Annotated in this window: 9 protein-coding genes; 1 reads left to right on the top strand and 8 read right to left on the bottom strand. The window is 41.0% G+C overall.

What is annotated here, in order from left to right; translation table 11 throughout:
- Positions 1–151: 151 nt before the first annotated feature.
- The 6 genes from RMX89_RS10250 to RMX89_RS10225 all read right to left on the bottom strand — a co-directional run bounded on the left by RMX89_RS10250 (position 152) and on the right by RMX89_RS10225 (position 8,018).
- Entirely contained in the window at positions 152–1,180 is a 1,029-nt protein-coding gene (locus tag RMX89_RS10250) for an SDR family oxidoreductase (RefSeq protein ID WP_322688854.1), read from the bottom strand.
- A gap of 538 nt (positions 1,181–1,718) precedes the next feature.
- Positions 1,719–2,933 (bottom strand): L-2-hydroxyglutarate oxidase, encoded by a 1,215-nt coding sequence (gene lhgO, locus RMX89_RS10245; RefSeq protein ID WP_322688853.1) that lies wholly within the window; start codon positions 2,931–2,933, stop codon positions 1,719–1,721.
- A gap of 125 nt (positions 2,934–3,058) precedes the next feature.
- Positions 3,059–3,832, bottom strand: coding sequence for a glucose-1-phosphate cytidylyltransferase (rfbF, locus tag RMX89_RS10240; protein WP_094351583.1), 774 nt, complete (start codon positions 3,830–3,832; stop codon positions 3,059–3,061).
- 454 nt (positions 3,833–4,286) lie between these two features.
- Positions 4,287–6,452 carry a tetratricopeptide repeat protein gene (locus RMX89_RS10235; protein WP_322688852.1) on the bottom strand — a complete coding sequence of 722 codons (2,166 nt, stop codon included), beginning with the start codon at positions 6,450–6,452 and terminating at the stop codon, positions 4,287–4,289.
- A gap of 57 nt (positions 6,453–6,509) precedes the next feature.
- Positions 6,510–7,292: a PP2C family serine/threonine-protein phosphatase gene (locus RMX89_RS10230; protein WP_322688851.1), complete on the bottom strand. Its 783-nt coding sequence runs from the start codon at positions 7,290–7,292 to the stop codon at positions 6,510–6,512.
- Positions 7,293–7,343: 51 nt separating this feature from the next.
- Positions 7,344–8,018 carry a vWA domain-containing protein gene (locus tag RMX89_RS10225; RefSeq protein ID WP_322660910.1) on the bottom strand — a complete coding sequence of 225 codons (675 nt, stop codon included), beginning with the start codon at positions 8,016–8,018 and terminating at the stop codon, positions 7,344–7,346.
- A gap of 747 nt (positions 8,019–8,765) precedes the next feature.
- Here RMX89_RS10225 and RMX89_RS10220 point away from each other — a divergent pair.
- On the top strand, positions 8,766–10,151 hold the full coding sequence (locus tag RMX89_RS10220; RefSeq protein ID WP_322673798.1) for a response regulator: 1,386 nt from the start codon (positions 8,766–8,768) through the stop codon (positions 10,149–10,151).
- 438 nt (positions 10,152–10,589) lie between these two features.
- Here RMX89_RS10220 and RMX89_RS10215 read toward each other — a convergent pair whose 3' ends face one another.
- Complete coding sequence (locus RMX89_RS10215; RefSeq protein ID WP_322688850.1) at positions 10,590–12,002, bottom strand: hypothetical protein; 1,413 nt, start codon at positions 12,000–12,002, stop codon at positions 10,590–10,592.
- 360 nt (positions 12,003–12,362) lie between these two features.
- Positions 12,363–12,542 (bottom strand): hypothetical protein, encoded by a 180-nt coding sequence (locus RMX89_RS10210; protein WP_322688849.1) that lies wholly within the window; start codon positions 12,540–12,542, stop codon positions 12,363–12,365.
- Positions 12,543–12,792 lie beyond the last annotated feature (250 nt).

Below are 12,792 nucleotides of genomic sequence, written 5' to 3'. Positions count from 1 at the left end.
CAGATGGCTAACTCGATTACTAATGCTAAGGTGAGCGCCATAAAATCTAACTTGCTGATTGCAAATAATTTGATGGATGGAATAAGCCCGAATCAAATAGTATTGATTCGGAAGCTTAGATTGTTTTTCCGTTGCGGCTAGGCAACTTGAGCTATTTTTTATTCCAGAAGAAATCTTTGTCAATTTGCTCTGTCCGAATTAGATACTCTAGCTGTTTTAAGCGAGTAAACCCTCTAAACAAGAAAGTATCTTCAGCCATGTGTATCTGACTGAATAAATCAAATAGCTGCTGGGCACCAAGTCGGGCATTCCAATCACATTTAAATCCGGGTAGGATTGTGTTGATTTTCTCGAAGGATACGCGATAGCTGCGGTTATCTGCGCCGTTGTCACCAAAGGACAATTTGCAATCTGGGAAAATATCAGCAATAATTTCTGCGATTTCTTTAACGCGATAGTTATTTGCTGTATCTCCGACGTTGAAGATTTGGTTATGTACAATGTCTCGTGGTGCTTCTAGGGTGCAAACTATTGCTTTGCAAATATCCAATGCATGGACTAATGGCCGCCAAGGTGTGCCATCACTAATCATTTTGATTTCTTTGCTAGTCCATGCCAACCCTGCTAAGTTGTTTAAAACAATATCGAAGCGCATTCTGGGAGAAGCACCAAAGGCTGTTGCATTCCGCATAAAGGTGGGAGAGAAGTCATCGTCAGCGAGTGGTCTGACATCTCTTTCCACAAGAGTTTTACATTCTGCGTAGGCTGTTTGGGGATTAACTGCGGATTCTTCTGTGACATCACCTGCGGTAGCAACACCGTAGACGCTGCACGAAGACATATATACGAAGCGACGTACGCCCATAGCCTTAGCTAGACTAGCCAGACGAACTGAACCTACATGATTAATTTCGTAGGTAATATTGGGCGCTAATTGTCCGGCGGGGTCGTTGGAGAGTTCCGCCATGTGAACTATGGCTTCAATACCTTCCAAATCATCAGGGGTGATGTTGCGGATATCTTTGTTGAGGGTTTTGGGTGTCACTCCACTAGGGTTGTAAAGCCAACCAACTTTATAAAAGCCGGTATCTAGACCAATAACTTCATGTCCTCGTTCGATTAACAGAGGTGGTAATAACGAACCTAGATAGCCTTCTGTACCAGTTACTAATATTTTCATTGTGGTTAATTCCTTTGTATTGTGTTGATAAGTTAAATTCTTCGTTTAGTAGGGACGCACAGATATTGCCCTATAGGGTGTTGCATCTAAGAGGAAACCGCTATATTTTTCGTTGGTATGCAATAACTTGACCTCACTTCCATTCCTCTCTCCTAAGAGGAGAGAGGCTTTGAATCTTACTCCCATTCCCTTGTAGGGAAGGGGTTGGGGGTTAGGTCATTGGACTAAAATCAGAAGCGCTATATATACGGCTAACAGTTATTACATAGTTGCCGACTAGCCCATTAGGTAGCAGGACTCTATAGCGGTTCTTACAGCAGTTTTCATGTATTTGAACCACATCTGTTGTAGGGGCGCAAGGCCTTACGCCCCTACCGCGTGGTCTATTTACTTGAAAATAGCTGTAATTGATGCACTATACTTTTTTCTTGGGAGATGGGTATCTTACCCGTCTCTTGTATTTCCAGGCTGGAAAAGATGCCGACTATACAAGATTCATCCTTTTATTCAGCAGTCCCGGAAATAACAACTATGATATCTATGCAGTGACTACACTCTCTAGATGCGAAAGTTGGGGAATTTCTGCCACAAGTGCTTTGCCGATTTCTAGAGAAGATGTGGCAGCAGGAGAAGGAGCATTGCAAACATGAATGGAGTTTTGACCGGAAACAATCAAAAAGTCGTCTACAAGCTTGCCATCGTTCATTAAGGCTTGAGCGCGAACTCCTGCATGGGTGGGAACTAAGTCTTCTGCTTGCACTTCGGGAATTAGTTTTTGTAAACTTCTGGTGAAGGCTGCTTTGCTAAAAGAACGAATGATTTCTTGAATGCCTTCATCAGCGTGTTTAGCTGCTAACTTCCAGAAGCCGGGATAGGTGATGACTTCCATAAAATCCCGTAAGTCAAAGTCGGTTTTTTTGTAACCTTCGCGTTTGAGGGATAAAACCGCGTTTGGCCCTGCATGGACGCTACCATCAATCATTCGGGTAAAGTGGACACCCAGGAAGGGGAAATCTGGATTGGGAACTGGGTAGATTAGTGTCTTGACTAGATAGCGTTTTTCTGGGGTGAGTTCGTAGTATTCTCCCCGAAATGGCACAATTTTGGCTTGGGGTTCAACTTGACCTAGTTTGGCGGTGCGATCGCTATGCAATCCAGTACAATTAATTACAAAGCGGGTTTCAAAGTTACCTTTGTTTGTTTGCAGTACCTGATTTTTACCACTTGGAGAGATTTTCAGGACTTTTGTATTCAGGTGCAAATCTCCACCCTGCTGTTGAATTAGCTGGGCATATTTTAAACAAACTTGCTTGTAATTAACAATACCAGTTGAGGATACCCGAATCCCACCTACGCATCTTACGTGAGGCTCAATTTCCCTGACTTCTTCGGGGCTAATTCTCTTCACTTCTATGCCATTGTCTAAGCCGCGTTGGTAGAGATTTTCTAAGCGTGGTAGTTCTTGTTCTTCAGTTGCAACAATTACCTTACCACAAACTTCATGGTCAATTCCATGCTCTTGGCAGAATTCTACCATTGAACGAGAACCATCACGACAAAATTTAGCTTTGAAACTCCCTGGCTTATAGTAAATACCAGAATGAATTACCCCGCTATTATTGCCAGTTTGGTGAAATGCCCATTGGCTCTCTTTTTCTAGTACTAAAATACGAGCATTGGCATAGCGTTTTCCTAAAGCCAACGCTGTTGAGAGTCCAACTATTCCCCCACCTATAATCGCAAAATCATACATTAGTATTATCGCACTTCAAATTACAGTAAATCTATAAAGTCATTTGTCATTTGTCATTTGTCATTTGTTATTTAACTCCTGACTCCTAACTCCTAACTCCTAACTCTTAACTCTTAACTCTTCTCTTACCATACCTTCCAAGGAGCCTGATTGTTTTTCCACAGCCCTTCGAGATAGTTTTTATCACGTAAAGTATCCATCGGTTGCCAAAACCCATCATGTCTGAAAGCTGATAGCTGTTCCATATCAGCTAGCTTTTCTAATGGCTCTTGCTCCCACACTGTAGAGTCATCAGCAATTAAGTTGATTACTTCTGGTTCTAACACAAAATAACCGCCATTAATCCAAGCTCCATCACCTTCAGGTTTTTCCCGAAAGCTGGTGATTTTGGTTTGCTCATATCCTAAAGAAATGGCACCAAAACGTCCAGCTGGTTGAACGGCTGTGAGTGTTCCTAAGCTATTTTGTTCTTTATGAAATTTAACTAGCTCGGTGATATTAATATTACTGACACCATCGCCATAAGTAAAGCAAAAAGTCTCATTACCAAGATGTTCGCTGATTCGCTTTAAGCGTCCGCCTGTCATTGTATTATCACCCGTATTTACTAAGGTGACGCGCCAGGGTTCTGCATAACCAGAATGCACGTTCATCTGGTTAAAGCGCATGTCGAAGGTAACATCTGACATGTGTAAAAAGTAGTTAGCAAAATACTCTTTAATGATGTAACCTTTGTAACCACAACAAATAATAAAGTCATTAATGCCGTGGGCAGAGTAAGTTTTCATTATGTGCCAGAGAATTGGCTTACCACCAATCTCAACCATCGGCTTGGGTCTAACACTGGTTTCTTCACTGAGGCGTGTACCAAGACCTCCAGCCAAAATCACCGCTTTCATGCAATTACCTCGGAGATTTGTAGGGATATGATTATTCGACTTTTTCGAGATGAAGAGGATGCACTTAAAGGGAGAAAAATGTATTTCTGATTTCTGTTTCTCCGTCAATAATCTAACTGTAATTTCCGCTGAAATTATAAAGGTAAGATAAATTAAAATCTTTTCTATATAAAAGCTCTATGAATATAGCAAGGGACTGGGGACTGGTGACACTTCGACAAGCTCAGTGCATCGCTGGGGATTGGGTGAAAAGTCTTGTTGTGTCTAAGTTTTATCATCTGTTAATGTCCTAACCACGAAGGCTTGTGCTATATCTATAAATACAGAAATAAATTACTCAATGCAATAAAAATATTACCTATAAAATAACTAGGATTAGCTGGTGCTAACCCTAGTCATGCTTGATTTTTTAAATCAAAACCAACAATATGTTAGTAACAAAACTTACTTGTTTCTAGTTAGTTTTTTCGATGTTACTTGAGCCTTGGAATAAAGGGTCACATTTGTTTTCGATGACTACACACATATTACTGAGTGCTTGTTGATAATTATCCATGTCATCTTGCTCAAGAAATATTTTGGCAGATGCCTGTATATCTTCGACAGCTTTCGCTTGGTTTTTGTTAGCTTCACTACCGCCATATTGTGCCATTTCATAGCGAACCATACCTCGTTTGAGATATGCTTTTGCTAGTTTAGGGCTGAGAGTTAATGCTTGGTTAAAGTCAGCGATCGCTTGATTATATTCTTGCTGATAATTACTGCTATATTGAGCAATTTGATAATAGACAACACCCCGCTGGAAGTAAGCTTCGGCTTTGGAGACATTAAGTTGTATGGCTTGAGTAAAATCTGCGATCGCTTTTTTGTAAGCTTGTTGAGATTCACCGCTGTATTTAGCCATTTGGGCGCGGACAATCCCCCGTCTGACATAAGCTTCAATTTCATTATTATCCAGACCAATGGCTCGATTATAGTCTGCGATCGCTAGATTATATTCTCGATCGGGATCGTTGCTATATTCGGCGAGCATATAGCGGGCATTGCCCCGATTTACCAGAGCTTTGGTTTGATTGGGATTGATTTTCAGAGCTTGGCTATAATCTGTAACTGCTCCTTCGTAGTCTTTCAGGTTATAGCGGGCATTACCACGATTTACAATTGCTCTAGCATGTGTCGGTTCTTGTTCAATTGCTTGGCTAAAATTGACAATTGCTTTGTCATAGTCTCGCTCTTTATAAGCAATATAACCTTGCTGATAGGAATCAGCGAAGCTGAGTTTATTATTTGGCTGGGTAGACTTGATTGTTTGTTGGGTGTAAGCATTTTGGGAAACTAACGGCTGAGTAAATTTAATCATTACGTCTGCATATCCCAATAAACCAAAACCCAGCAAACAACAAATAATCGGGTACAACTTTGACTTTTTGGAAGGTTTATATGAACCGCTGGGAGTCATTACTGGCTGCCAGTAATTAGCTAGCTGCGGTGACATGGCTCGCTGGGGAAAATGCGGTGTCTGATTGTAGCGTTTTCTCGCTTTGACTCGCGGTTGGAGATGTTCTCTAGCTTCTATAGCCCGATGTGATGGAAAGGGGTCGCGTCCACCTAATCGCACGGTACGTTCGCACCACGGACAGCTACGCATGTGGTTGTTGTAGCGATGCTGGGGATTTGTCGTGCAGGTAATCAGGGAATCTTCGGCTTCAGCGATGGCTGAGAGCCAAGTCTGGGCACTGGGGCGTAGTTGTGGGTTGTTATGACCCTCTTCAAAACAACGGACAAATAATTCCTGTAAGCTGGGATGGAGAATTTCCCAAGGGGGGGCAATGGGTGTCGGCAGGTAGGGTACGTAACGCTTTTGGCTGTAAGTGAAATGACCCGATGCAATGCGTGCTTCGTAAGGTGGTGGCTCAATCGCACCTTGAAAAATCCCCGAAAATGGGTGAGTGCCTTCCATTAAGAGTTGGAATACTAGCACCCCTAATCCAAATAAATCGTGAGAAATTTCGCGATCGTGCTGGGCAAAAGTTTTATTCTGTAGTTCTGGTGGAGTAAACTCTGGTTTACCCACTGGGCAGCGATAAACAACATCGCTGTTTGGGTCGGTTACTTGGAAAGAGTCTGTGTCTATCAAAGTCACCAGTGCCGTATCACTGACGAGGATATTAGACTCGTTCACATCACCAATACAATATCCACTAGCGTGCAAAGCGGCAAAAGCTGCCGCCAAGTTTCGAGCCGTGCGGAGCAGGTACTGATAGTTGAATAGAGGGCAATGTTGCCGACGAGTTCTGGGGTTATAAAAGTCGATGATTGGACGCATCCCCTGAATACGTGGCATCAAAAACCCCAGGATGCTATTTTTGCCATCTGCTGCCCGCAATAAATCCTCTGGCCAAGCGATAGAGATATGCCCTAAACTCGCCGTAGGGTTTTCTGGCGGGTTGGCAAGCATCGCCTGGAGTTTCTCAGCATGGGCAACGGTTGGCTTGTGGTAAATCTTCGCCACCAAGTCGTTATCGGCTGGCACTGCATAAACGCAAGCTTCACCGCCACGTCCCAAACTGACATTGAGACTGAGGATTTCTTTTCTGGGGGAACAACGTAGTACCTGCATAATGAAATTACCGCTAACGGAAGTTATTGTAAGATGTGAAACCTGTAGATTTGTTGCTCATGAGTCGTTGAATGCGGCTATAATGAGTGTTAAGTCATCATCAGTGCGTTGCGTAATCCGCTCTGAGCGTAAAAATTTTACCAATTGCTCCTTCGCTTCTGTCTTATCCTCGGTATTGGCGACAAATTCAAACAGCGGAAAAAAGAATGGTTTGTGAGGTTCGCCAACAACCATATTCAAAGCCAGCATTTGTAATCCGTCGGTGATGATACCAACGTTTACTATGTCTGTGCGCCATAATCTCATTTGTGCTGTATCTAAGGCATTGGGTGAAGTTAAAAAAGTGGTTTCGTTGATGTATTCACCACTGTCAGGCATCGTCAGTGCCAATAGGTTGCCCAGACTATCTTTAGCCACTGCCAAACCATCGCCTATCTGAACTACAGCTACAACTTCTGGTGTGGCAACCAGCATAATTAAGGTAGTTGCTAAATCTTGAGGCTGTTTGTCACAAGTAGCTGCCTCATCTTCCACAGCTTTTTTGGCGGCGAATATGGCATCATTTAAGAGCGATCGCACCAATGTATCATCAGTCAAACTTTTTCGAGTCAGCCCTTTGGCAGAAATGTTTTCTATTGCTGTCTCCACAGCAACCATCGCTCCCACTTTCCCAAGGCTAGCAGAACCCGCGCCATCTGCTGCGGCCGCCACTAAAACATTATCTGACAATATCTGCCAGTGATGAGCATCCTGACATAATTGATTGTTTTTTAAGTGACTTGTACCACATACAGACGCAGCCACAATCCGCCATTGAGCAATCTGTTTTGATATGTTCATAAATTTTTTTTCAAGCAGCTAGCTGTGTAAACATCAAGCTGCAATTTTTCATTAAACAGTCCCCCAACCAATCGGCGGTAGTGCTACCTGTTCGTCTACTTGAGAATGAGAAACAGCCGACATACTAGTTGACAGCCAGACAAACATCTCGATAAAATTTAATCCTTTAAGTTTTAAGGGAGTACGTACAGTTATTTGATTTAAACGCGTCATATTCGCATTTTCTACACCAACTGTAAAGAATGCTACCCGCTTGTTCGCCTCGTCTCCCTGTAGACGCTGGGATGCTTGCTCTACCACTTGCTCTAATTCACCTTGGGGTTCTCCATCGGTAATCATAAATACCCAAGGACGATAGTAAGCAATCCCGTTGGCACGATACTGAGATTTCCGCTCTTGAATTATGTCCAAAGCTTTATGAATTCCCGCACCCATTGTTGTCAAGCCTTGGGCTGTCAAAATCGGTGGATTGAATTGATCGGCAGTCACAAAGTCTTGTACTACATTGATATTACTATCAAAAGTGACGATCGCCACTTCCACGCGTCTCGCGGCTAAGGAATTTTTGACTAGTTCATCCTTTAAGCTTAGTAAACCTTGATTTAAAGCTTCAATCGGCTCTCCTTGCATCGACCCAGATGTGTCTAATAAAAGTACACAAGGACAACGGGGTTCTGGGTTCTCAGCAAATTCTACTACTTCATCAAGTCTTAATGTATCATGCATAACTTTTTGTGTTATGTTAAAGTCCAAAGCTTTATTTCCCTTTGCTCAGAGTATATAGTTCCAATCGCCGAGGCGACTACAGAATATAGTATCTATTGGTAGATGCTCTAATCTTTATTAAACAAATTATTTTCATGAAGTTCTCTATATATTTTAGATGAACTTGAGTACAGCTTAGTTTAGCAAAAAAGAGTTTATCAAAACCCAGCATTACCTGTTGTAATGTATCTACCAAAAATTTATATCCATTAAACCTACAGTACAATAAATACGTAAACTTTTTTAGATAAGTTTTTAAAGATTTTATGTAGAAGAATCGTTTCTTTAAGGAAAAGTAATTAACCATAATTAAACTTGTTAACTCTATAAGTATATCAGTGTAACTACGCAAGTTTGGAATTAAATTTGCTTTTTGAAGTGAGTGCGCATAAATAAACGTCATTATTAAGGTCTTCACTCAAGAGTTGTCAGTAGCTAGTAAAATCCAGAATTAACCAACATCTACTGATAATCTCGCTATGATAGATGCTTACCCTTATTCATACCTACTTGTTTTTTGAGATAAATTAAGTAAAACGTGCTAAATGTAACAAAGAATTTATAAACCTTACAATTTTTAATGTATGTACATATTTTCAAATAAATAATTTGTGGTTAGAAAAATATTACAAAAAAGAGAATACTTTATAGCTCATATTTTCAATCTACAAATGTTCGCTTGTTGATTCCGCAAAAAACTTGAAAAATATGAATAACTCAGGTACATTCACCAAACTACGTCCTCTAAGTTTGTTAAGACAATTATCTAATTGTTCAGACAGTACTTGTTTACAAGTATTGAGTAACTCAGTTTATTGGTCGATTTACTTAGAACAGGGCAAAATAACTTACGCTACCCATTCCGTGGAACCCTTCGATCGATTAGAACGCCATTTGCGACGCCTCAGCCAGCAAATTCCACTCCTGACTAATGAGGTTCGCTCTCAAGTACGGCTGATGTTTGAACCTGACTCACACAGTCAGTTAATCAAAGATGACACTAATTCGAGAAGCCACCCTCCTGAGTATCAGGCTATATCCTGGCTTGTTAGTCAACAACATCTACATTCTACACAAGCAGCAGTACTGGTTCAAGAATTAGTTAAAGAGATAATTGAATCATTTTTGCTCATCAAAGAAGGTACTTATGAATTAACAGAACCAATTGAGAGAATGCCAAAAATTTGTCGGCTAGGTGTCGAAAAAATTCTAGAGTATTGCCAAGTAAGATTACAGAATTGGCAGGCTTTTATACCTAAAATTTCTTCTGCATATCAACGTCCATATCTATTGATTAATAGCAAGTTTGATGACCAAGATTTACCAAACCTACAGCCAGATTTAATTAACTGGATGAAGGGTTTTAGCCTGTGTCATCTGGCTGTAATTTTGAATCAAGATGAAATTCAACTAGCTCGCAATTTATACCCTTACATCCTTAAGGGTGCGATTATCCTTCATGAACCCGATCCACCTTATGATAAGTTACCAAAGATTTTTGAGGAGCAATCGCTTTTCTCAAAATTGATTTCAGGGTTAGTTGACACGAAACAAGAACTAAGTAACACTGTCAATTCTTACCAAAATATTCCTGAAGAGAAAATAGTGCCTGTTCAGCGATTACCACAGATTTCTACTCCTTCCAAAGAAAACTTTCAGGAACCAACAATATCAAATAACATAAATTCTGCTTCTCCAAGAGTAACGGCTGCTACTGTGACAGTAAAAAAAGTCCACAAAATCGTTTCTGTAGATGATAGCCCTACAATTCTTAAAGAAATCAGTTATTTCTTAGAAAATGAAAATTTTTCTGTAGTGACTATTAACGATCCAGTGAAAGCAGTTTTGTCAATTATAAGGCACAAACCGGATTTAATTTTGTTGGATTTAAACATGCTAGGAATTGATGGCTATGAGTTGTGCCGGATTATACGAAATAATTCCTTATTTCAAAATACTCCGATTATCTTTGTCACTGGGAATAAAGGAATCGTAGACAAAGTAAAAGCGAAATTAGTTGGGGCATCTGGATATCTGACTAAACCGTTTACTCGCGCCGAATTACTGAAAATAGTCTTTATGCATTTGACTTAAATTAACTACCTTACCCATTACATTTCAAAGAGTAATACTTCTGGGTTAATTACAGATTAGACTTACGCAAAAAGTGTTAAAAAGCTTAATTTATCGAACTGCCAAGAACGCCAATAACGTCAAGAATCGTAGAGTTTGCGTAAGTCCTAACAGATTGAAATTCTTGAAGTACTATAGCAATCCGAATTGAAACGTGAGAAAACACTGAGATTAAAAGTGGGTGTTTTAAAGCCTTTCAGCGATTTTCTCTCTCACGAATGATTTAGGATTGCTATAGAAGGTTGATTCTTGCGCCGCTCAATGATAGCAATGTCAACTGCAAAGCTTAACCCAGAAGTATTGTATTCAAAATGTAATCAACTCAAGTTGGTAAAAAGGGCCATTGCCACAATAGATAGGCTTACCGATGCAAAACTGGCTCCTGTCTGCTACAAACTTTTAGGCTATGGTAGAGAAATCATAATTTGGGTTGTTGTAGCCTGGATTTGATATGGCGGATGTTACAAGGTCAGAACTGCTGAGTAAACTGCTGACATCAGTTCCTATATTTTGGCTAGGCTTAGTACTACCTAGTGATATCAGTTCGCCACTAACAGAGAAATTCCAGCCTTCATTACCAACGAGTGTTTTGTCATCACCACTGGCTTCAATCCGGTTTCCAAGAAGATTGCTGTTAGTTACATTGGCAGTGTTGCCACTACCAAGGATATCGTTTTTACTACCAGGTAGTGTATTGGCATTACCAAGGATGTCGTTGTTATTGCCTAAGTTCCAGTTACCGTTACCGTTGGTTGTGTTCTCGTTACCAAAGCCCCAGTTGCCATTACCTTCGGTTTTGCCGCCATCACCGTAGTTCCAGTTACCGTTACCGTTGGTTGTGTTCTCGTTACCAAAGCCCCAGTTACCATTACCGTCGGTTGTGTTGTTACTACCATATAGCCAGTTACCGTTACCTTGGCCACTGTTACCGATCGCATCTGCACCATCTAATTTTTTAATATCAGATATCCAGTTGTCGCTCTTATAAGGTACAGGTTGACCGTTGCCAGTTTCAGGTAGGTTGCTACCACTTTCCTTGGAGGGCGGAGTGCTGCCAAATGGTAAGTTACCAGGAAGGTTGCCGCTACCACCAGATGCGTTACCACTAGATGCGCCACCAGTAAAGGGGTTGCCGCTACCACCAGATGCATTACCACTAGATGCGCCACCAGTAAAGGGGTTGCCGCTACCACCAGATGCATTACCACTAGATGCGCCACCAGTAAAGGGGTTGCCGCTACCACCAGATGCATTACCACTAGATGCGCCACCAGCAAAGGAGTTGCCGCTACCACCAGATGCATTACCACCAGATGCGCCACCAGCAGATGCATTACCACCAGATGCGTTCCCACCAGATGCGCCACCAGCAAAGGGGTTGTCGCTACCACCACCTAATGCACTAATATCACCGCCAAGGACTCCGATGAGTTGATTGAACGGATTATTGGTATCAGTTAAAGCCCGCTCGTCAAGTGGTCGCTCGTAATTATATTTGTACTTTCCATCTTCACTGGTTGTGGATGAGTTACCACCACCGATGAAGGAAGTGAAAGGATTACTACCGCTAGCAGCACCACCAAAGCCATCGCTACCGGAGGCACTGCCACCAAAGCCACCGCTACCGGGGCCACCGCCACCAGAGACACTGCTACCGGAGGCACTGCTACCGGAGCCACCGCTACCATCTAAACTGCTGCCATCGCTGGACTGCCATTTGCCATCACTGAAAGAAAAATTGCTATTACCAGTTAAATTGTTACTAGTACTTTGTGACCCAGTTGTTTGATTGCTATTGCCAGAAGTTGCCATTAGAATTAAACTCCTATTACTCAAACTGAAATACCTCTATCAAGAGGAAGATTAACGACATGAATGAAAGCATTTTTTTTACTTTTATTTTCAATAAAAATTACTAATAAAAACAGCAATCACCATATTTAGTAAAAGTATATAAAATCAGATTTACATTTAAAATGAACAAAATTTCGATTGGATTGCCTATTCTTTAGATTGGATTGTCTATTCTTTCGATATTGTTGAGATAAATTTCAGCAAATTGTCCGATAATCCTGATAGTGAATGCTTTAGAGGCAGTTTGTACAGTAATTTGTTCGGCTCAAAGAGGGGCAAATTTATCTCTTTGGAGTTCGACAACACAATGCAATATAATTACACTACAAAAAAGAGAAAAGTGTAATTTTTGTAGTCTATTGAGTGAGAAAATATTACTTGTGAGGTTTTATCGAGTTTTAAAGATTCAAGTTCTGCGATCGCTAGAGCAAACGCATCTAAATTACTCTCGATCGCAACCAATGTTAAGAACCAACGAGAAAAATCAGCATTTCTCATTTGATTTATTTTCCAAGTCTCAAAGCCATATCTCCGATGGGCTACGCCTTGTGAAATCGCGATCGTTGCTCATTTCAATAAGCTGGGCTTGTTGAGAATAGAGAAAAAATAATGTCCCTTTTACATAATGTAATAATTGCTAAACTATGGACTAATAGTGCTAGAAAGTAAAACTAGAGTGAATCCTCAAGATAAATTAAGCAACGAATTGTTGGAAAAGCGCTGTTGAAGTTTTTGAAATCAGAAAAAA

It is taken from the genome of Nostoc sp. DedSLP04 (assembly GCF_034530775.1).
Lineage (GTDB): Bacteria > Cyanobacteriota > Cyanobacteriia > Cyanobacteriales > Nostocaceae > Nostoc.
Note: the sequence above shows the minus strand (reverse complement) of the source record. Positions and strands in the feature narration are given on the sequence as shown.

Excerpts from the sequence above, each read along its gene's own strand:
- RMX89_RS10230 (WP_322688851.1), bottom strand. The coding sequence starts at position 7,292 with ATGAACATATCAAAACAGATTGCTCAATGGCGGATTGTGGCTGCGTCT.
- RMX89_RS10220 (WP_322673798.1), top strand. The coding sequence starts at position 8,766 with ATGAATAACTCAGGTACATTCACCAAACTACGTCCTCTAAGTTTGTTA.
- RMX89_RS10250 (WP_322688854.1), bottom strand. The coding sequence starts at position 1,180 with ATGAAAATATTAGTAACTGGTACAGAAGGCTATCTAGGTTCGTTATTA.
- RMX89_RS10225 (WP_322660910.1), bottom strand. The coding sequence starts at position 8,018 with ATGCATGATACATTAAGACTTGATGAAGTAGTAGAATTTGCTGAGAAC.
- lhgO (WP_322688853.1), bottom strand. The coding sequence starts at position 2,933 with ATGTATGATTTTGCGATTATAGGTGGGGGAATAGTTGGACTCTCAACA.
- RMX89_RS10210 (WP_322688849.1), bottom strand. The coding sequence starts at position 12,542 with ATGAGAAATGCTGATTTTTCTCGTTGGTTCTTAACATTGGTTGCGATC.
- RMX89_RS10215 (WP_322688850.1), bottom strand. The coding sequence starts at position 12,002 with ATGGCAACTTCTGGCAATAGCAATCAAACAACTGGGTCACAAAGTACT.
- rfbF (WP_094351583.1), bottom strand. The coding sequence starts at position 3,832 with ATGAAAGCGGTGATTTTGGCTGGAGGTCTTGGTACACGCCTCAGTGAA.
- RMX89_RS10235 (WP_322688852.1), bottom strand. The coding sequence starts at position 6,452 with ATGCAGGTACTACGTTGTTCCCCCAGAAAAGAAATCCTCAGTCTCAAT.